The sequence below is a fragment of the Rikenella microfusus DSM 15922 genome (assembly GCF_000427365.1).
GTDB classification, from domain to species: Bacteria; Bacteroidota; Bacteroidia; order Bacteroidales; family Rikenellaceae; genus Rikenella; species Rikenella microfusus.
Genome location: NZ_KE386488.1, coordinates 2,319,408 through 2,340,301, shown reverse-complemented (window position 1 = coordinate 2,340,301; position 20,894 = coordinate 2,319,408). Strand labels below are relative to the sequence as shown.

18 protein-coding genes are annotated in these 20,894 nt (G+C 55.8%); 4 read left to right on the top strand and 14 right to left on the bottom strand.

All coding sequences use genetic code 11. From position 1 onward, the window contains the following. Window positions 1-62: 62 nt before the first annotated feature. A complete protein-coding gene (locus RIKMI_RS0110800) occupies window positions 63-398 on the bottom strand; it encodes a HigA family addiction module antitoxin (protein ID WP_027291614.1) in 336 nt (111 codons plus the stop codon). A gap of 4 nt (window positions 399-402) precedes the next feature. Continuing rightward, complete coding sequence (locus RIKMI_RS0110795) at window positions 403-720, bottom strand: type II toxin-antitoxin system RelE/ParE family toxin (RefSeq protein WP_027291613.1); 318 nt, start codon at window positions 718-720, stop codon at window positions 403-405. Window positions 721-1,180: 460 nt separating this feature from the next. On the opposite strand from RIKMI_RS0110795, the gene RIKMI_RS0110790 reads away from it, so the two are divergent. Both RIKMI_RS0110790 and RIKMI_RS0110785 read left to right on the top strand, forming a co-directional pair. Next, window positions 1,181-2,137 carry a FimB/Mfa2 family fimbrial subunit gene (locus tag RIKMI_RS0110790; RefSeq protein ID WP_027291612.1) on the top strand — a complete coding sequence of 319 codons (957 nt, stop codon included), beginning with the start codon at window positions 1,181-1,183 and terminating at the stop codon, window positions 2,135-2,137. An 87-nt stretch (window positions 2,138-2,224) separates the two neighbouring features. Continuing rightward, window positions 2,225-2,401 carry a histone H1 gene (locus RIKMI_RS0110785; RefSeq protein WP_027291611.1) on the top strand — a complete coding sequence of 59 codons (177 nt, stop codon included), beginning with the start codon at window positions 2,225-2,227 and terminating at the stop codon, window positions 2,399-2,401. A 97-nt stretch (window positions 2,402-2,498) separates the two neighbouring features. Here the strand turns inward: RIKMI_RS0110785 and RIKMI_RS0110780 are convergent, their stop codons facing one another. The 3 genes from RIKMI_RS0110780 to RIKMI_RS0110770 all read right to left on the bottom strand — a co-directional run bounded on the left by RIKMI_RS0110780 (window position 2,499) and on the right by RIKMI_RS0110770 (window position 5,089). After that, window positions 2,499-3,176, bottom strand: a complete 678-nt coding sequence (locus RIKMI_RS0110780; RefSeq protein WP_027291610.1) for a DUF2461 domain-containing protein — start codon at window positions 3,174-3,176, stop codon at window positions 2,499-2,501. 3 nt (window positions 3,177-3,179) lie between these two features. Beyond that, complete coding sequence (locus RIKMI_RS0110775) at window positions 3,180-3,518, bottom strand: DUF4491 family protein (RefSeq protein ID WP_027291609.1); 339 nt, start codon at window positions 3,516-3,518, stop codon at window positions 3,180-3,182. Between the two features lie 95 nt (window positions 3,519-3,613). Then, window positions 3,614-5,089, bottom strand: a complete 1,476-nt coding sequence (locus RIKMI_RS0110770; protein WP_037291894.1) for a catalase — start codon at window positions 5,087-5,089, stop codon at window positions 3,614-3,616. A 204-nt stretch (window positions 5,090-5,293) separates the two neighbouring features. Between RIKMI_RS0110770 and RIKMI_RS0110765 the strand changes: the two genes are divergently transcribed. Next, window positions 5,294-7,138, top strand: a complete 1,845-nt coding sequence (locus tag RIKMI_RS0110765; protein ID WP_115356426.1) for an endonuclease/exonuclease/phosphatase family protein — start codon at window positions 5,294-5,296, stop codon at window positions 7,136-7,138. 83 nt (window positions 7,139-7,221) lie between these two features. Here RIKMI_RS0110765 and RIKMI_RS0110760 read toward each other — a convergent pair whose 3' ends face one another. Together RIKMI_RS0110760 and RIKMI_RS0110755 are read right to left on the bottom strand one after the other, a co-directional pair. Then, window positions 7,222-7,824: a hypothetical protein gene (locus RIKMI_RS0110760; protein ID WP_027291606.1), complete on the bottom strand. Its 603-nt coding sequence runs from the start codon at window positions 7,822-7,824 to the stop codon at window positions 7,222-7,224. Between the two features lie 27 nt (window positions 7,825-7,851). Beyond that, on the bottom strand, window positions 7,852-8,682 hold the full coding sequence (locus tag RIKMI_RS0110755) for a hypothetical protein (protein WP_147288473.1): 831 nt from the start codon (window positions 8,680-8,682) through the stop codon (window positions 7,852-7,854). A gap of 745 nt (window positions 8,683-9,427) precedes the next feature. Between RIKMI_RS0110755 and RIKMI_RS0110745 the strand changes: the two genes are divergently transcribed. Continuing rightward, window positions 9,428-10,759: a YihY/virulence factor BrkB family protein gene (locus RIKMI_RS0110745; protein ID WP_037291893.1), complete on the top strand. Its 1,332-nt coding sequence runs from the start codon at window positions 9,428-9,430 to the stop codon at window positions 10,757-10,759. A gap of 155 nt (window positions 10,760-10,914) precedes the next feature. Here the strand turns inward: RIKMI_RS0110745 and RIKMI_RS0110735 are convergent, their stop codons facing one another. The 7 genes from RIKMI_RS0110735 to tatC form a co-directional block, all read right to left on the bottom strand. After that, the gene (locus RIKMI_RS0110735) at window positions 10,915-13,416 is read right to left on the bottom strand and encodes a DUF4906 domain-containing protein (protein WP_027291603.1); all 2,502 of its coding nucleotides are present in this window, start codon (window positions 13,414-13,416) and stop codon (window positions 10,915-10,917) included. A gap of 29 nt (window positions 13,417-13,445) precedes the next feature. Next, the gene (locus RIKMI_RS0110730; RefSeq protein ID WP_027291602.1) at window positions 13,446-14,717 is read right to left on the bottom strand and encodes a fimbrillin family protein; all 1,272 of its coding nucleotides are present in this window, start codon (window positions 14,715-14,717) and stop codon (window positions 13,446-13,448) included. 15 nt (window positions 14,718-14,732) lie between these two features. After that, the gene (locus RIKMI_RS14430) at window positions 14,733-15,755 is read right to left on the bottom strand and encodes a fimbrillin family protein (RefSeq protein WP_051214511.1); all 1,023 of its coding nucleotides are present in this window, start codon (window positions 15,753-15,755) and stop codon (window positions 14,733-14,735) included. Between the two features lie 285 nt (window positions 15,756-16,040). After that, window positions 16,041-16,991, bottom strand: a complete 951-nt coding sequence (locus RIKMI_RS0110720) for a fimbrillin family protein (RefSeq protein ID WP_169715523.1) — start codon at window positions 16,989-16,991, stop codon at window positions 16,041-16,043. A 141-nt stretch (window positions 16,992-17,132) separates the two neighbouring features. Continuing rightward, window positions 17,133-18,170, bottom strand: a complete 1,038-nt coding sequence (locus tag RIKMI_RS0110715) for a DUF5119 domain-containing protein (RefSeq protein ID WP_037291891.1) — start codon at window positions 18,168-18,170, stop codon at window positions 17,133-17,135. Then, on the bottom strand, window positions 18,167-19,444 hold the full coding sequence (locus RIKMI_RS0110710) for a DUF3575 domain-containing protein (RefSeq protein WP_027291599.1): 1,278 nt from the start codon (window positions 19,442-19,444) through the stop codon (window positions 18,167-18,169). Before RIKMI_RS0110710 ends, RIKMI_RS0110715 begins: the two co-directional genes overlap by 4 nt. Before the next feature lie 658 nt (window positions 19,445-20,102). Continuing rightward, entirely contained in the window at window positions 20,103-20,891 is a 789-nt protein-coding gene (tatC, locus tag RIKMI_RS0110705; RefSeq protein ID WP_027291598.1) for a twin-arginine translocase subunit TatC, read from the bottom strand. Window positions 20,892-20,894: the final 3 nt, after the last annotated feature.

The following is a 20,894-nucleotide window of genomic DNA, read 5'->3' as shown; positions in this document are numbered from 1 at the left end:
TAATCTCATCCATACAAGTGCCTTCCGGATGGGGGATGCTAACAACGTCCCGCCGGATCGCCTTATAGCATTGCGGCGACTTTGCGTATCTGATTCAGACGCTCCGATAACTTGCTGTCTTTACGGGCGGTCTGCATATTGTATCGGATTTGCAGATTCACCCAAAACATAGCGTCGATGCCTAATGCCGCCTCCAGTATGATAGCAAAGTCGATCGAAACAGATCGTTTCCCGTTCACTATTTCATTCAATGCCGAAGACTGCATGCCGATTACCGCTGCGAATTTGCGTTGCGAAATCCCCCGGCTTTCCAGCTCCTCCCTCAACACCTCGCCTGGATGAGTAGGCTCAAAGGGGATAAGGTCGTTTGCGCGGTATATTCTGCGTGTCGTTTCCATAGTTTTAACGATAATGGTTGCTTATATCCAGTATCAGGCAGACCGTGATAAATTCCTGTCCCTGCGCCTCCTGCACTTTGAATTCGAGACGGTATTTATCATTGATACGCACGGACGAAATCCCCGCCTTATCGCCGGATAATACTTCATAATTCAAAGCGTGGATACGGTACAATGTCTCTATACCCGGAGCAGCAATCAACCGGTCGATGCACCGTTTGTAAGCCTTGATAATTTCGGGCTGGAAACGATGTTTTTTATCGTTGCTTTTGCCAATGAAGTATAAATCTTTCAAATACTCTTTGTCGAATACTATATCCATCGCACCCGAAATTCACAATGCAAAGATAATGCAATTTTCAATAATTCACAGAAAACGTGAATGCATTTATTTGCATACTGATTAGATGCCCTGTCCTGGATCGTCGATCTTTCCCAGACGTTCCCGTCCCGGGGTACAGAGAAGACAGGTAGTCAGCTGATTATCTGTCTTTTTTGTTTTTAGTAGGACATAGATATAAATGAAAAATCCTGTAAGTACCGTTATCGGGAAACGATTTGCTTCCGATATCTTAATACATGGTAATCCGACGTCTGCACAATGATCGCTCTCATCCCTGTACCTTTATACTATTCAGAAAACCTGATCGATATATCCGATCAAGCCTGTTTTCAATACGAGACCAGAGCGCACTCCTCCAATTAACCGGAACCGATAAGTTCTTATGGCACATTCATTGCAGTAAGCGAGGAAGAGCAATTAATTATCGAGGCTATCTATCATGAACAGAATTATTTTCCCCCTGCTGGCCGGCACAGTCCTTTTGCTGGCAGGATGCAAAAAAGACAACGGGAGCGGCTCCGGTACAAACCCCGGCCAACTGATCACGCCGCGACTGGTAGCCGCCGAACACGAAACGCCCTTCACCGGCGCACTCGAAGTTTTTCCCTGCAAACACGGAACCACGATCTATTTCGGCAACTATTTCAACGACCGGCTGTCGTTCTTCAACGCCCTCTACACGATATTCGAAGGGAACGTGTACAGCACTCCCCGCCCCATCACATTGCCGATCGGCGAATATAACCTGATTTACTGGGGCGTATCGCAGCTTCAGGAGCCGACCTACATCAGCGGAGCCATACATTCGCCGGGCATCGGGCTGAACAACGACCTGTCGCGGGAAAACTACAGCCTGCGGGAATACCCCGGAGCCGATACGACCTATTATCCGGTTTACGATTTCGTATTCGCCAAACAAGAAGTAGATATCGGAGCCGAAAGCATCTCCGTTTCCCTGCAACGCGTAGTCGCCGGACTGACTGTCCTGCTGCAAAAAGACGACCATACCGAACTCGACCCGGAAATCGCTTCGATCGACGTGCTGATCGGCAACATCGCCGAAGAACTCGATTTCGCCACCGGCGAACCGCAGAACCAGACCAAAACGGTGCGTTTCCCGATCACCATCGACGACAACAACATGAGCGCGGTCAATCCGATCGCCCTCGTATTCCCGTCGGCGCCCAATCCTCCACTGACCATCGTACTGAAATTGAAAGACGGGACCATACGAACCTTCCGCACCGTACTCAACAACGAACTGAAAGCCAACACCAAACTGACCGTAACCGTCAATATGGGCGAAATACTCGACTCGGAAACGACGGCCGGAGGATTCGAGGTGAACAAATGGGAAGAAAAGAGCGAAACCGTGAACGCCGAACCGGTCCCGTAAACGTTTTTTTCGTCCCCAGCTTTCCGCAACGCTTGTTTTTACAAGGATTTTACTACTTTTGAAATTCGAAAACTTAAATAAACCGTTATGGAAGAATTACTCAAGAAAATCAACGCCGAGATCGCGAACTTTCAGGAAAACGCTGCATTGCAGTGCGAAAAAGGCAACAAAGCAGCCGGTACCCGCGCCCGCAAAGCGACGCTGGAACTGACCAAACTGATGAAGGAATTCCGTCAGGTATCGCTCGAAGAGTCCAAGAAATAGTCCGTATCCTCGACGAATATGAAAAGCGGTCCGTTCCTCCGGCAAGGAGGGACGGACCGCTTTTTCGATGCCTCCGACGGACAATCCGCCGGTCCGCCTACGGCCTTATGGCCCGGTTCAGAAAATCGTTCAGCGGCTTCATCAATTCATAAAGCCTCAACGCCTCCGATATATAGTCGGGACCGGTCACCAGCGAATCCGGCAAAAGCCGCCAGACATAAAAATGGTTCAGTTTCAGATACTCCGCCGCAGGGGAATCAGCACGGAAACCGCGCGGCACCCGCTTGAGCACCCGGTCTTCCCGGCAAAGGTCGCCGATATACTCCCTGAATACCGGATCGTCCACGATCGCGCTGAACTCCTCCCAATCCGTATCGATCGCCCGGCGGATGGCGCCCAACGAGGCCGCTTTCTCTTCCGTGATGTAAATCCCGCACGAAACAGCCGACATACCGCCCGGTTCGATGTGCATGTAATACCCCGACAGGGGGCTGTGCCGATCGCCGTCGGCATTCATCACCAGCCCGAAATGGGTCTTATACGGCCTTTTGTCCGCCGAAAAACGCAGATTGCGGTTGATCCGGTAGAGCGATTTGGCCGCGTCCGGATAGCCCAGCGACGGGTCGAACCGATTGATCCCCTCGATCAGCCGCGCCGCGTTGTCCAGTACGTTTTCCCGCGCCGCATCGTAACGCGCCCGGTTCGCATGGAACCACTCCTTGTAATTGTTCCGCCGCAGATCGTCCAGAAACTCCAGCGTCGATTTTTCGATCATATCCTATTTCGTTTCGTTAGTCCGGACTTTTTCATAATACGCGGCACGCTTCGGATTCATCGGGAACCATCCCTTCAACACCCGCTCCTGCTGTTCGAAAATCTCTTTGATCGTCCAGAACGAAGAAAAAGCGAACACGCCCAGCAAGGCCGACACCAGCACATTGTCCGTCAGCAGCGAGCCGGCGACACCCAAGATTCCCAGCACAAGAAAAATCCACCAACAACGCGTTCCCCAATAATATTCCGCCTTGACCACCACCGGGTGGAACAGACCGATAATCAGAAACGTGCACACGCCGATCGCCAGCCCCAACAACCGGTAGTCCTGCAAAAATTCCATAAAATCCCTCTTTTTTAGTATCGTAAAAGTACAAAAATACCGCGGGACGGAACATCCTCCCCGCGGTAAATCATAAATTCGGTTCCAACCGACAATTACCGCGTCGCCGCCAACGCCTCTTTCAGATCGATGCCCAACGCGCGGGCCAGCCCTTCGCCATAGGCGGGATCGGCCTTGTAACAGTTCCGCACGTGACGCTGCTTGATGAACAGCTCGGTGTCCGGTCCCATATTGCGGGCCGTGTTCTCGCACAGCACCTGCTGCTGGGCAGGAGTCATCAGGCGGAACAGATCGCCCGGCTGGGTGTAGTAGTCATCGTCGTACTCCCGTTCGTTGTAATTGAACACCGCCCCCGCCGATTTCAGCGGCGGCTCCTTCTTTTCCGGAGAATCCTGCCACTCGCCGTAACTGTTCGGTTCGTATCCGATCGTCGAGCCGTAGTTGCCGTCCACGCGCATCGCCCCGTCGCGATGGTAGGCATGGAACGGGCAGCGCGGCCGATTGACCGGAATCTGCTCCGCATTGACTCCCAAACGGTAACGCTGCGCGTCGCCATACGAGAACAGACGCCCCTGCAACATCTTGTCCGGCGAGAAACCGATACCCTCGACGATATTCTGGGGGTTGAACGCCGCCTGCTCCACTTCGGCGAAATAATTCTCCGGATTCCGGTTCAACTCCAGCACCCCCACCTCGATCAACGGAAAATCCCTGTGCGGCCAGACCTTCGTCAGGTCGAACGGATGGATACGGTAGGTTTCGGCCTCCGCCTCCGTCATCACCTGGATACGCAACGTCCAGCGCGGAAACTCGCCCCGTTCGATAGCGTTGTAAAGATCACGCTGGTGAGAATCGCGGTCGTGCGCGATGATTTCGGCCGCTTCCTGGTCGGTCAGGTTCCTGATCCCCTGCTGCGTCTCGAAGTGGAACTTGACCCATACCCGCCGGTTATCCTTGTCGTAAAAACTGTACGTATGGCTGCCGAACCCGTGCATATGCCGGTACGAAGCCGGAATGCCCCGGTCGCTCATCGTGATGGTCACCTGGTGCAGCGCTTCGGGCAGCAGCGTCCAGAAGTCCCAGTTGGAGTTGGCGCTGTGCATGTTCGTCCGCGGATCGCGTTTGACGACATGGTTCAGGTCCGGAAACTTCAGCGGATCGCGCAGGAAAAAGACCGGCGTGTTGTTCCCCACCAGGTCCCAGTTCCCCTCGTCCGTGTAGAATTTGATCGCGAAACCGCGGATGTCGCGCTCCGCGTCGGCAGCCCCCCGTTCGCCGGCCACGGTCGAGAAACGGACGAAACAATCGGTCTTTTTCCCCACTTCGGCAAAAATCGAAGCCCGCGTGTATTTCGTAATGTCATGCGTGACGGTAAAGGTACCGTAGGCCCCGGAACCTTTGGCGTGCATGCGGCGCTCCGGAATCACCTCCCGGTCGAAATGGGCCAGTTTCTCGATGAACCACGGATCCTGGATCACCATCGGGCCGGGCTGTCCCGCCGTCTGGACATTCTGATTGTCGGCTACCGGACGCCCGTTGGCTGCGGTCAGTCTTTGTTCGTGTGTTTTCATAACGGTCGAAATTGATATGGAATGAATGATGCGACAAATGTAATAATATTTCTTAAATTAGAATAATTCTATTTTAAGAAACTTATTCCGTTTCGGAATGAAATCGCTATCTTTGAATGTCCGGCCGCACAGATCATGCCAAACGATCTTCGGAGGCAAGAAAAATAAACAAGATAAAAAACACCCCAAATCAATACTCCTATCATGAAATTCACCCTGATCGCGGCGGCGGCCCTCATACTGGCGGGGGCCTCGTCGGCATCCCGGGCCGAGAACGTCCCCGGCAAACTGCGTATCATGACCTACAACGTGCGCGGAGGCATGGGTATGGACGATAAACGCGATTACGACCGCGCATCGGCCGTCATCCGGGCACACCGCCCCGACATCTGCGCGCTCCAGGAACTGGACAGCGTAACGGGCCGCAACGGCAGAACGTACGCCTTGCAGGAATTCGCCGAACGCACGGACATGCACGGCACATTCGCCAAAGCCATCGACTACGACGGCGGGGCATACGGTATCGGGCTGCTTTACCGGGAAGAACCGCAGGCCGTGAAACGGATCGCCCTGCCGGGCCGCGAAGAGGCCCGCGCCCTGATTGTGGCCGAATTTCCGGACTACGTGTTCATGGCCACCCATTTCTCGCTGACCGAAGCCGACCAGCTGACCTCGGTACGCATCGCGGACAGCCTCGCCGCCCTCTACCCGGCGAAAGCCGTCTATCTGGCCGGCGACCTGAACTTCACGCCCGGTTCGGAACCGTACAAGGCGATGCGGAAAAGTTTCGTGCCGCTGACCGATACCGAACAGCCCAGCTTCCCGGCCGACAAGCCGCGCGAGACACTCGACTACATCTGGGGTTACATCGGCGGCGACCGCTATTACAAAGTACGCGGCAACGGAGTCATCGAAGCCCCCGTCCAGTCGGACCACAGGCCGGCTTTCGCGGACGTAACCTACGGCGATATTTTCCGCACCGCCCCGTACCTCCAGAATCCGACCGGGAACGGCATTACCGTAACCTGGCTGACCAACACCCCGGCATACAGCTGGGTGGAGTACGGAACCGACACGGCCCGCCTCGCGACGGCCCGCACGCTGGTGGACGGACAGGCGATGGCAGGCAACGAACTGAACAAGATCCGCCTCAGCGACCTTGAGCCGGGGAAAAAATACTATTACCGCATCCACTCGCGCGAGATGCTGTACTACGGCGGTTATGAAAAGATATTCGGCGGCACGGCCGTCAGCCCCCTCTACTCTTTCACGCTGCCCGAAGCCGACACCGAGGATTTCACGGCCGTGATTTTCAACGATCTGCACCAATATCTCGGTACGTTCGACGCCCTGTTGAAAGTCATCCGGGACAAAGGCGTGCGATACGATTTCGCCGTTTTCAACGGCGACTGCATCGACGACCCCGCCTCGCAACAGCAGGCGGTGGCCTCCCTGTCGCACTATACGGCCGGGATCGGAGCGGAAAATATTCCTGTCTTTTTCCTGCGCGGCAACCACGAAATACGCAACGCCTACTCGATCGGGCTGCGGGAGCTGTTCGACTACGTGGGGGACAAGACTTACGGGGCATTCAGCTGGGGCGATACCCGCTTCGTGATGCTCGACTGCGGCGAAGACAAACCGGACGACCATTGGGTCTATTACGGCCTCAACGATTTCGAGGGACTGCGCAAAGACCAGGTCGGGTTCCTTCAGGCGGAGCTGTCGTCCAAAGTTTTCAAAAAGTCGGGGAAAAAAGTGCTGATCCACCATATCCCGATCTACGGCAGTTCGGCCGAGTACAACCCCTGTCTGGAATTGTGGGACCCGTTGCTGAAAAAAGCCCCGTTCGACGTCGCGCTGAACGCCCACACCCATCAGTTCGCCTATCATCCCGCACACAGCGCGGGCAATAACTTCCCGCAAGTGGTCGGCGGCGGCTTCAAGCCGGAAGGGGCTACGGTCATGGTACTCGAACGCCGCGGAGAGGCGATGACGCTCACGGTGTACGGCACCCGGGGCGATGAAAAACTGAAACTGGATTTGTAAACATCTTCCCCCTGCACATCGACGGGCGGCGTATTTCCTGCAAAGGAAAATACGCCGCCCGTATATTTCGCCTCCGCCCCGCTCTATTCAACCTTCTTCGGAGCGGGAATAAAAAATGTATTCTTCAGGATTTTATTTTCCTTAGGAGGCGTGAAGACGATCCGCACGGCGCAACTGTCCGGATGCCGGCGGGCGAATTCCTGCAATTTCCGCTGGTATTTCGCCAAATGCTCCTTGAATCCCTGCCGCATCTCTTCTCGCTCGGCTTTTGTCATCAAAACTCCGTCGGTTCCATTTCTAAAAAACGCATCTGTTGCCTGGGCAACCTCCAGCCGCTGGAAATACCCTTCGACCGTAGCCCCTGCCCGCAAAGCCTTTTCCAACGGGATCGCCAGCACGAGCGTATCGCCGTGGAACTCCAGGAACGAGTCCAAAAAAAGATTTTCCGGCAGCGTCAACGCCTGCCCGTCATCGACGTTAAGCTGTTCCACATACCGGACGAAACGCTTGTAATCGTTCACCGTGAATCCCAGTTTGACCGCCTCGTCGCACGAGATCTCGGGGGCGTATTTCCCGTCGGCGATCGTCACGAAGCGCTTGAGTTTGGCGTCGAAATCCTGCGCATGCACAACCGGTCGCCAGGCGACGGACAGTATCGCGGCTGCCCAAAATATCCATGTTTTCATCTGTACGGCTATTTTAAAAGTGAAAAATCAATGGTACTCTACAAAACGTATCGTCACATCGTAACTATCGACAGTTTTCGTACAAAGAAACGAATAATGCCCGCCTTCCGGATATGTCAGGCACGCCTTGAACATCTTATGGGAAGAGAATCCCATATGATTCAAAGTCTGCAATGTATATAAATCTTGCACTATAGCTGAAGCAGCAAAACTGTTCCCTGTTACGGCGCATATAATCGAATCGGAGCCGTAAAAACTACAATTTCGTTGTCTGTCACCGTTCACGAGTTCGACCGTGGCATAAGTTTCCGGTGGTTCCTGGATTTCCGCTTTACTCACAGGCAACGACTTACCGGACTGCGACAAAATATACTCTCGTTTGGCATCGAAACACTCGCGGACATCGTCGCAATCATAGTCCCCCGCCTGCACCATCCGGTTCAAGTCCGCCACTCCGTCGAGCACCGCCCGATAGCCTTCGACAGTAGCTCCGCAAAGCACGGCCCTCTCTTCCGAGATTTTCAGGACAACCTCGCCATTCTCGACGTAAACGAAGTTTTCCAGAAACTTATCCCGGTCCAAAGTATTGTACTTGTCGTAAGTCCCCTCGAACGAAGCGTTCGTTTTAGTCGCGGACTGCTGTTGCCGCCCTGCCTGCTTCCAATAATCGTAAGACGCCGCATCATACCCGGCATTGATCCGGGCGACCTGCCGCTCCAAATCGGCATACCCCGCCGCCGTCGCCCCTGCGAACAAAGCCTCTTCGCGCGAAATCGCCACGGAAAGCCCCTCCGGCCCGGCTTCGACGAAATTCGCCAGAAACCGGTCTTCCTCCGACCGCAATTCGATTTTTTGCATTTCGACCGGATTTTTCACTTGCGTTTTACAGGACACGACACCAATGGGCGCCAAAATCGACACAATCCATAGTAATAATTTGTGCATGACATTATATTCTTAATGACTACCCTCAAATATAATAAAAATTAACACAAATTAAAACCTACAACTAAATAAAAATCCACACGAATACCCGATAAATTACAACAAACCGATACCTGTCCCCCCTCGGACGCCGGGCCGAAACAGCCTGAAAATCGAATACCGGAATAAAAACAAAAAGTAAACCCGATTATATCCTTTGATATACCATTAATCTTCATCGGCGTTTCTCGGCTCGCGCCGGACCCTCCGGGTCTTTTGCCCGGATTTGTACCGCCTCATGCCGTCCGGCGCGGAGCCGATAGAGGGAGATAATCACCGAATAGATTTGGTATACCAAAGTATATAACCGGGGAAGTAAATATATACGATTTGGTAAGTATATACGACATTACCCAAAATCGGGCAACGATCTCCCTAAACGGCCCTGCGGTGCCGCTCGGCACAGGGGATCGGGGCTTTCTCTGCTTAAGGGGATGGGTGCAGGCCGAAATATACTGAAAATCAGGCGTGCATATAATTATAGGGTAAAGTCGGATATACTTACCGAACGAAATACGATCGCATACAGCCGTCCCAATCATCCTCCCGCATGGTAAATCCGCCCGCACCCGCGCCGATTGCCCGATTTTTGATAACTTTATCGGACATACTTCCGGCCATGAAACAGCTATTCCAGAAAATAAAACAATTCGTCATCGACACGATCCGGTTCTTCACCTACGACATCTGGCGGATCAGCAGCATCGACAGCTCCGTCAAACGGGTCGGCCTCTACAACCTGTTGAAAAGCTTCATCCTCGCCATCCGCAACATCCGGGGGGCGCAACTCAACATACGCGCCGGAGCGCTGACATACAGCACCCTGCTCTCCATCGTACCCGTCCTCGCCGTCCTGTTCGCCATCGCCCGAGGCTTCGGATTCCAGAACATCGTCCAGAGCGAGCTGTTCCGCTATTTCGCCGGCCAGGAAGACCTGCTCCGCAAAGCCATGGGCTTCATCGACCAGTCGATCGAATACGCCAAAGGCGGCGTATTCTTAGGCGTCGGCATCGTACTGCTGCTCTACACGGTGTTCAGCCTGCTCAGCAAAATCGAGAGCAACTTCAACGACATCTGGCAAATCCGCCGGGGACGCCCCTATGTACGCCAATTCACCGACTACCTCGCCCTGGTGGTCATCACCCCCGTGTTCCTGATCTGCAACGCCGGTTTTTCGATCCTGCTCAGCACCGCCGCCGGACAGGAACATATCCTCGGCTGGGCCATCGCCCCGATAGCCAAATCCATACCTTACCTGATCACCATCCTGCTGTTCGTATTCCTGTACATGTACGTGCCGAACACCAAAGTCCGGTTCGGCAGCGCGTTGTTCGCCGGTCTGTTCACCGGCATCGCGTTCCAGATATTCCAGATGCTCTACATCGGCGGCCAGATATGGATATCGAAATACAACGCCATTTACGGAAGTTTCGCCGCGCTGCCGCTGCTGCTGCTCTGGCTGCAACTGTCGTGGTTCATCTGTCTGTTCGGCGCCGAGCTGGCCTTCGCCCACCAGAACGTCAGCAAATTCGACTTCGAACAAGAGACCAAAAATATCAGCCGCCGCTACCGGGACTTCACGCTGCTGACCGTCATGTACCTTATCGTCAAACGGTTCGAAACCGGCGAGACGCCCTACACGGCGGACGCCATCTCCGAACGGTACCGCATCCCGACGCAGCTCACCTCCGATACGCTCGACACGCTGCTGAAAATCGGCCTCGTCGCCGAAACCCCGGCCGAAGACGATAAAGTCGTCCCGGCCTATATCCCCGCCCGGGACATCGGCCGCCTCAGCGTCGGCGACCTGTTCGAACGGGTGGACACCTACGGTTCCGAAGATTTCCGCATCGACATCAAAAACGACTTCGCCCAAGAGTGGCAGACGATCCTGAACCTGCGCGAAACGGTCTATAACCGGAAAAATACGGTACTAATCAAAGATTTATAATCCCCCTCTACGTCATCGCCCTCCCGCCGGGAGAGGCGTTCCGCACCCGTCGCCCGTACCGGCGGAGATAACGCGACATTCCCGCCTGAAAACAGGCCGGCCCTGCGGAATTCCGATTCCGCAGGGCCGGTTCCATGCCCGGAAAGATACAGGCGCTAATATTCGATCGGCTTTTTGTCGATCCGGAAAGCCCGGACACGCAAACTTTCGGTACGGTTAGCCCAGCCTCCCGAAGGATATGCGTCGTCCGAATCGTAACTCTCGACATACTGATTGCCTTCGATCTTCGTAGCGCGGGCGCGAGAGGTATTCTGCGTATTAATAATACCATCGTTTCTCGCCACCGACGACGACCAATAAAAATCGGAAGCAAATTCACTATAAGCGGTATAATAAGCGCTCAGCGCATCTTCCATCTGACGGATACCGGGCAAAAACCATTTGGCATCGTTCTCGGTAATCCTCACATAATCGCTCCCCCATGGTGTTTCGTCCTCAAACGGGACAGTCCCGGAATCGTTACGGATATTTTTGTTATAACAATATTCGGGAGCCGAACGAGGCTGACCATTCAGGTTCATAACCAACTGACCGGCCTCTTTACATAAATAGGGCGTAAGATCGCGTCCGTGATAATAATTGAAAAAAATCTCAAAATACCTCCCATAAATACTACGCTCCATATTATCAGCGTTTTCCTCATGCAACGGTATGATACGCGCGTTGCCAAATCCGAGTCCGTTATTCCCCCATGTCCGTCCCGTATAGACGGCCGTCGTCGAATATTCGTCCAGCGGGTCGTAATGCTGCGCATACTCTTCGTACTGCTCCATATAAATAGTATGGATATGCTCTCGGGGGTTCTTACGGTTATACACTTTCACCTCCAGCAACGGCACCTGGCGGATTTCCAGCGTGCGGTGGGAAATCTCCGCGCCGTTCTCCTTATAGACCAGCGTCACGGTGGCCGTCCGGTCGTTATCGCCGAGATTTTCGTCCAGATAGAAATAGATCCGGTCGCGGTGGTGCATCACGCACGTTTTTCCGTTCGTTCCCCTCTCTTCCACCGTGTTGGCATCCAACTCTCTCAACAGCCCGGTGGTGAACCAGCGGCGCTTCCCCGTCCCGGCGTGCCACGGCAGCCCCCTGTTATCGAGCCATTTGCCGGAAGAGCTTACGTCGCTGTGCCTTTCGTTGTAATTCGGGTCGTCGGTAACGTTTCCGGACTCCATCAGGTTCGCCGGTATGCGCTCCATCCGTATCCACGGGTTGCCTTCGGCATCGTTCGCGTCATCGCCCAGAGTAACTTCCATCGTGGGTTCCACATCCGGATCGTCCTTCTCCTTGAACAGGTAAATATCCATCGGCGTGACGCAGAAATGGGCGTCGTGGTTCCGTTCCCTCAGTATGGAAACGAAATAGTTATTGTTTTCCAGAATATTCACGCGGGCGTCGAAGTTCACGTGGTCGGGATTCGTTCCCACCTGAGTGATCCCTTTGATAACGACATCGCTCCGGTACTGGCTGTTACGCCTCACGTTGAAATCATCGACGGGATCCGCGCCCGGATAGAGCGTATAAGTCACGTCGTAATACGCCGGTTGCCCGTCGGTGCTGTTATACGTATAATAATTGCAATGTATCTCCACGGCGGTCGCCCTCCCGTTCGACAGGCAGGGCTTGTAGCGTTGTTTCTCCGCGTCGGAAAGTTCGGTCGGGTTCTCGTCTTCGTCCAGAGGGCCGTCCGGATAATCTCCCGTCCAGTTCCACTTCTCTCCCTTTTCGCCGTCAGGATCCGCCTTATCGGCCGGTTGCAGATTTTCGAATACGTAAAACGAAATCTCGACCGTCCCGTTCCGGTTGTAAATCACATCCTGCCTCGGCACCGTAACCGATTCGTGCATCGATACGTCCGTTGGGGTGACGCCCGATTCGGGCGCGATAAAACAAACGGATTCCGGCAGGTTCACCGCGCTCCATTCGATCATGCTCAGGCGGGGCAGCCGGTCTTCGGTGGTCGTTTCGGAATCGATCCGCAGCGTCACGTCCACCCGCGCCATCAGCGCTTTCATCTCTATGGTGAGGGCGTTCGCCCGATCCTGGCTGAGGGTGATCTTGCCCATGCCCACCATCGGCATGCCCGACTCGGGAAGCCCGACGCCGACAGCCTCGGGGCTGTATTCGTACCCTTGCAACGCCGCAAGATCATCGATCCCGTCGCACCGGCCGTCCTTATCGCTATCCCGGAAAGTCCCCTCCTCCACGTTGGCCACGGCATAGACGGTGATTTCGCCTTGCAGCTGGGTCTGGTCGATCGCTTTGCTGTCGATATTCATCACGGAGGTACCCGGCTGCGATGTCTGGAACCCGAAGAAACGTTCTGCTTCGGTGCTCGACCTCAGATACTTTCCCTCCGCATCGAAAAAAAAGAGGTAAAACTGTTTGATCTCCTTCTCGGCGTCGCTTTTGGGATCGCCGACCCGGGTGGCTACCTCGGCCGGCAGCAGTTCTTCGCTCCGCACGGTGACGGCGAGCGTCCCCGGCTCCCCGCTCGCAGGGCCGTTTCCGAACTTGTCCTTCGTGCAGGAAAACGCCGCCAGCGCCGCCAGCAACGGCACGAGGCGCGAAACGTGTTTTATCGCTCTGGCTGTCATCATCTATACAATCCTCCTTGTCTTCGTTATCTTTATTGGAACGACACCTCGTCGTCGGAACCCTCTTCCCACACCTCGTCGTTGTCGCCCTGCACCATAACCACGAAAGCGTCGCCCACCCAGTTGATCTGCGCCGTATAACGCACGCCCGAACGGGGCGCGAAAGAACCCGGACGGGTCAGCTCCTCCGTTTTCCTCTCGCCGTCGCCGAACCTGTATTCCACCTGCAGTTTACCGTTATATTTCCCGTCGGGACCTACCGGCCCCAGGTAACCCTGCCCGGCGTCGTTGCCCGGCAGCAGACGGATATATTTCGTCGGCGCGAGCGTATTTTTCCCCTCCGAGGCATCCCAGGTAACCCGCGTGCCGTCCAGCTCCTCGCTCTGGTAAACCAGATAATAGCCCCGGTAAACATCCTTGGCATCGTATTCGACCGCCACGTCGGCATTCGACAAATCCACGCTGACGGAACGGTAGAAATCGCCGGTTAGCCGGATGGAATAGATATAGAGATCCTTGCCGGCGCCGCTCCCCGTCCCGCCGCTTTCGGCAGTCTGGCTGTAATTGTTTACCCGAAAGCCCAGTCCCGTCAGCAGGTGCGAGAAACTGAAACTGACCTGCCCCTCCGTTTTCCTGTGGTTGTAGTCCACGGCGAACATGGCATCGGGCGTCTGCGTATCGTCCAGTTTTTCGGAAAAATTCGTCGCTCCGCCGCTCTCGAAAGGCATGGAAAAACTGAACTTCGGGGCGCCCGCATCCGCATCGCTCGCCGGACGGGTGAACGCGAAAGGCCGGTAGGACGCTTCCTGACCGGCATAGGGATAATAGGCGAAGAACGAATACAAATAGTCGTCGGTACCGGACAATACGCCGTCCCCCGCTTCGTCGGCCGCGATACCCGTCTGCCCCTGGGCCGCGCCGTCGCGGTACCACTTCACGGGAGAATCATAAACGCATCCCGCGGCGGCTGTATAGGTCACCTCCACGTTGTTGAACACACGGGGACGGCACAGCTCGTTCTTGCTTCCCCACGGCGAACTTCCCGAGCTGAAATTGATTTTGTTTTTGTTTCCGTCGATGACCTCCTGCGCCAGACAATAACCGAACACGCCGAACGAACCGCCGTCGGGAAACCGGTCGTAAAAACCGTCGGTAGCCGCGCGCGTCTCCACGCTGACTCCGGGAACGCCGAAGACGACGCTGCGCGTCGCGTCGGGCGCCTCCGGGCCGCCCTCTTTCGTACAACCCGCCAGAAGCGCCGCAGAAACAGCGAACAACCGGGAAAAACGTCTCAAACCTTCCATGATATGCTTATCGGATTATTCCACTACGATAATGCCGCCCGTGGCATCCTGCCAGGCTTCGACGGCGGGCGGGGAAAACAGGATATGGTCGCCGTCCGCCACCGTGAAAGTGTAACGGTAACTGCGGCCGGGTTCCCATTCGGTTACGCCGAGCGAAGCGAGCGGTATGACCTCGGTATGCTCCACGCCCGTGTCATCGTCCGCCGACTTCACGACGTAATCCACCGCGAAATAGGCCCCCTCGTCCAACCGGCCGGGCAGAGGCAGGCAGGCTTTCCCCGTTTCGTTCGCCCCGATTACGGACGTGCCATTTTTATCCAGCACGATGCCCGTTCCCCCGTCGGGAACTGTATAACTGCTGAAAGGATTATCCGCATCGGTCATCGTTCCCGATATCCACTCCGCGTCTTTATATGCCCCTCCGGAGGGTATCCCGTACAGTCTGGCTCCGGTTACCTCCACCCGGAAATCCTTTATCATCTCCGCCGAGGCCGGGTCGGGTTTACCGACGAACTCCACGCGGGCGGTCAGGTGGCGGAACGAAAACGCGACGCGCCCCGGCCAGACCCCCTGCGTCACGGAAACGGTCCGTTCCGCCCGCATCAGATCGATGCCTTTCCTCGCATCGAAATTCCGCACGACGATATGGCCGTCGCGGTCGCCCTCGGCCGAAATTTCCTTGCCCGCCAATTGCTCCACCGACGGACAGAGGGCGTAAAAATCATACGTGTTGCCCGGACACCAGTATTCGTAATCGCCCTCGTAGGTCCAGCCCGCCGTGCCGTAGGTCACCTTCCTGCCGCCCCGAAACACCTCGCCGTACTCGCCGCCACCGCCGGAAGCGGCATACCTGCCCCATACGGTGAAAGCGCTGCCGAAGGTCTCCAGGTCGTCGGCATTCTCGATGGCGACACGCGTAAGGGCGGGCGAGGCGAAACGGATCGCCCCGGCCGCGTCCGGCCCGGCATCGTGCCGACAGGCCGCCAGTCCCATCGCGACCGGCACGAGCAGGAGCCTGATAGCATTTTTTCTTACCATACCTCTTGATTGCTGATATTTTTCCGTTTTGCGGTCTTTTCCCCCGGCTGCTCCGCTTCGTAGCCGGACGACCGGAATCGCGCGGGGCCGGCCGTTCCGGGAACGCCCGCCTTTCACCCGGCTTTTACCCGCCTTTTGCGCCCGGAAGGGGAACATTCAACCCCTCCCGGACCGAAACTGCGCCCCGGCGCGCATCCCCGTACGGAACGGAGCTGCGGCCTTCGGCGACAGCGTATCCGTCGGGCCTTTCTCCTGAAAAACGACCCGACGGAAACGAAGAGCTGCTTATTGGAGCGTCACGTCTCCCGGCGTTTCCGGCCCCCAGTCCGAAACGGTCGGAACGCCGAACTGAATCACATCCATCTGCTTCCCGGTAATGGAAGCCGTATAATTATAACAGTTACCTGCCTTCCAATCGACGGACGAAATCGTACCTTGTATACTCTTCTCTTCGCCCTCTTCGCCAAACTTGGCCTTAAAGGAAATGCTCAACGAACCGATTTCTTGCGGAATCACTACCAGTTCGTCGGACACGCTGGGAACGGTCGTTTGGGCTGTCTCAGTAAAATTAGCCCCCAACTGCCCCTTTGCTTTATCTTGAGTATCCCAGGTGCTAGTCGGGGTGTCGCTATTGGTGAACGTCAAATCCCCCGTCGTGCATATGTCGTTATTGGCACCCACCTTAAAGGCGGTAATGGTTATCGGGTTGTCGTCCCCCAGCTCGCTCTTAATGGTGAACTTGATCTTCGCCAAAGCATGGCTGAATGTGAATGCTACTTTCGCGTTGTTGTTACCAACCGCTGTAGCATTCGACGCGATGGATACGACCAGGTCGTTCTGCTTCTCATCGGAAACGGAATAATCGGAAATGCTCAGCTTCTCTTCGGTACTGTTCCAAACTACGTTGTTGTCTATTTTGTTATTGCCGTCAGAATAAGCCGCAAACGTATAAGTCTTACCCGTTTCCCACTCTACCAACGGAGAATAAACCCAGGAGTCACCCTGTTTTGTAACTTCCTGATTCGAGAACAAACTGTTATTCGAACTCGATGTACCATATACATACATCTTTTCGATCTTCTCATCATCGAGAGCCGTAATAGCCTTAGTCGCATTGCCGACAAAAGCGTTGTCGAATCGGATCCATTTGCCGTCGGCGCTGCCGACCGTTTCGCTTTTCGTACACCCCGCTGCGACCGCTGCGACCGCTGCGAGCAAAAACACTTGGTGTTTCATCATCTTATGCGTTTAAAAATTGGTTTTTCTTTTGCGGTAAGTTTGCCCGATTACGTACTTTACGCCAATCGCATATCAATGCGCATAATCGGATTTTCCATATCCATCGGCCGGTTTCCGACGCTTTTCACCGGCGCCGTTTTAATTCAACGGCATCTCGATATCCTCATACGCTCCCCAGCCGTCCACGTCCACATCGAAGCCGGAGCCGCCCCCGGCCTCCTCGCCGGAAACCACGATGCCGGAAACCACGATGACCCCGCCGCGCGGCTGCGCCGCCACCTGGTCGGTCACATCGAATTCAAAGGTCTTGTACGCGCCGTTCGACAAACGCACCTCCAGATTCAGCGTATAGCGGTTCGTCGCTTTCGCGTAATGATCGCCCGGATAGTCGGGCACGCCGAACGATTGCAGCCGGGCTTCCACGCCGAAATCCGTCAGCCGGCAGGCGTCGTCGTCGAACAGGATGGTGGCGGTTTCGCTGCCCGTGTGCCCGTCCTGCAAATAGACGCTCTCGGCCATGCCCGCCAGAGCGCCGCGCGCCAACGCCACGTATTCCAGACCCGCGTCGAATTCATAGCGTATCGCGTAGGTATAGGTCAGCGGCCGCATCGCGACCGGCAGTCGTTTCACTTCCGTATCTTTGGACGCCACGTACTCGTCGATATAAGCCCCGTAAAGCATATCCGGAGGATTGATCGTGCGCTCGTCCGCGTGCAGACCGCCGAAACCGCCGCGCGTGCGGGTGCGGGTGGTGGCGGTCGCCGTGCCCGATGCGGTAAGGTTATCGAATACGATATATTCGGTATCGTTGTTGTAAAACAGCAACGCATGGGCGCCCTCTTCGCTCAACGGCAGGCGGCCGCCTTCCGGAGGCAGATTGTTCGACGAATGGATACCGTCCGACTTGTAAACCACGCACCGGATACCGTCCGCCGCGTCGGGGCGCAGCGCATCGTAGGCGATCCAGCCGTCCCAGCCCCGGCCGGCCCACTCGCTCTCCCAATCGACGGCGTGGCTTCGCTCCCACTCCCGCTCCCACGAGGCGACGGCGTCCACTTTCACCGCGTAATTGTGCTCGTCGTGATCGTAACAGAGGTCTTTGCGGCAACCCGTGGGCAATACCGCCAGAGCGGCGAGGGCCATGCCCGCGACCGTATGCCGTATCGCTGTCTTCATCGCACGCCTCCTTTCTTGCTGTCGCCGGTATTCCACAAGCGCCATACGAGGGCGAATTTCAATTTCAGCGGCCCGAAATAGTCCATACGGCTCGTCTGTTGGTACACGTAGTGGCCGTCTATCGGCAGGTATTCTTCGTATTTGCTGTGCATATATCCCACGCCGACGCCCGCTTCGAACGAAAGCCTCCGTCCCACGGGGAACATATAGCCGTAGCTCAGGCCGACCATCTCCGCCTCGCCCTGATAGCCGCGGCCTCCGTTCTCCAGATCGTACCACGAGAAGCCTCCGAACAGCCCGACGTAATGCCCGTGCCACGGTTTTTTCGTCCCGAACCAGTAACGGCCTTCGGGACTGAGGGTGGCGAGCTGGTAATATTTGTGTTTGCCGTCGTTTTTCCACCAGGCCATCTCGCCTTCGAGGTTCACCGACCAGCGGTCGCCGATGCGGTATTCCGCTTCGAGCGAAGGCATCAGAAGAACGTCGTATATCAGGTTGGTTTTAAGGGCGAAACGCTGCACGGGTTCCGGCTCCGGCCCTGCGGCCGGTTCCGCGCCTGCGCGGACTTGTTCCGAACGGGCCGGGGACGGCGGCGGCGTATCGGCCGGCATGCCGGAAAGCGTATCCGGCAGCGGACGGCCCGCTCCGTCGCCTGAGGCCGTGCTGTCGGGCGGAGGCGCCTGTCCGGAATCGGCGGAAGACACGTAAAGCACCGCGCTCAGACCGGCACGGATGTCGGGAAAGATATGTTCGAACATATAACGGTAGGGAACGCCTCCCCGCAGATCCATCAACTCTTTCTTACGGCCGCTCACCACGCGTCCGTCGCCATCGAACACCCAGACGGGCGTATGGTCGAGAACAGCGAGCACTTCGTCCCGGTAACGCATGTCCGACGCCGCTACCAGAGCGCGGAGCGGCCCCCACCCGATCCCTTCGGGATATGTCCGGACGCGGTCGGCGGGGATACCCGCCGCACGTACGATATAGGCTTCGAGGGAGTCGGCCCTACGTGCGGACAACAGTTCGTTCGACCGGCTCGTCCCGTCGGGCGAGGCGTAGGAACGGATCACGACGCTTTCGAGACGGCCTGCCCCCGACGCTTCCCGGACGGCCCGGACGAAACGGTCCAATTCGGCGCGGTTGTTCCGAAAATGCGTATCGACTTGGCGGTGTCCCCGCCGGAAATATATCCGAGCCGAGTCGCCGGGGGTCTGCGCCGCCCCTCCGACCGCCAGAACGGCCAACAACCCTATCAAGGCCAATTTCCTCATGGACTATCGATTAAGCTGAAAATACGACTGACAAAAACCGGATGTAAGAATTCACGTTTGTTCTTTTAAACGTTCGGTTTTTTGCAAGGGAAAAATGGCAGTTCGACGTTATATATAAATATTCAATATATGTATCAACTACTCAACAATTTCCGGAACAATCGTGTTCACAAACGGATAAGTTTTCTACCTTTGCCTCAGGATATGACAAAAACCGAACGTTTAAAAGAACACCCTCCGTTACGGCATACATATTCCTATACATCAACTAATAAGCCCTCGAACAGCATGACAAAAACGCAATCCGGACACAGGCTTCCGTAGCGATACGACACAGCTAAAGAGCGCGGTTCCGGATAAGCCTGTTTCGGTTCGGTGCCGGACGATCTCCAGCCGCCGGAGAGAAACGGCGCGAGCCGGAAAAAAAGGCCGTATAAAACCGGGGTGCAGTCGCAAAGACCACGCGAAAAAAGATACGATTCACTGATTTTCAATATATATCACGCCGATCCGCGCAATAAAAAAAACCTCTCGACCGAGAGGTTTATAATCCTGAGAATTTCCAGCATCGACAGATATAGCCGTAAAATCCGTTGGATATTCCGCATTCAGCGGGACGCCGGCTGCGGTTCGTTTCCGGCTCGAACCGTTCCATACCTTAACGGCTGTCTGATTTCGACCTCCTTACGATCAGGAGACTCGCTTCATACAGCCCCCACATGGGTAATGCAATCAGCGAAAGCGTGAAGACGTCCGAGGTGGGCGTAATAACCGCGGCGATTACGAGGATAATCACAATGGCGTGTTTGCGGTAACGGCGCATGAAATCCGCCGACAGGAAACCCAACCGGGCGAACAGCCACGAAAGCATCGGAATCTCGAAGACGATCCCCATCGCCAGGCACATTGTCACCAGCGTCGAAATGTACGAGTCGAGCGCGATGAGGTTATCCACCTCGCCGCTCACCTGATAGGTTCCCAGAAAGCGGAACGTCAGCGGAAAAATCAGAAAGTAGCCGACCAGCACCCCCAGGGAGAACATCGCGTATCCCCCTGCGACTACCCGCACGGCGTACCGCCGTTCATTATCGTACAATGCCGGGGAGACGAACCGAAACAGCCGGTAAAGGATATAGGGCGAGGCGCACAGCACGCCGGCGCACAGGGCGGTCTTCATGTGAATGATAAACTGCTGCGCCAGCTCCGTATTGATCAGCCGGACGGAAAACGGTTCCACAGCACCTCCTGCCCACGCCGCTATCCGACCGAACAGACGGTAGGTAACGAACCCGTCGTCTTTCGGCGCCAGCACGACGGCGAACAGCTCTTCCTTGAAAAAGAACGCCGCGATGCCGAACACGGCGGCTACGGCGGCGCTCCTGACGATCGCCGCCCGCAGCACGTCCAAATGTTCCCGGAAAGATTGCGTATCCGCCTCGGCAGCCATCGG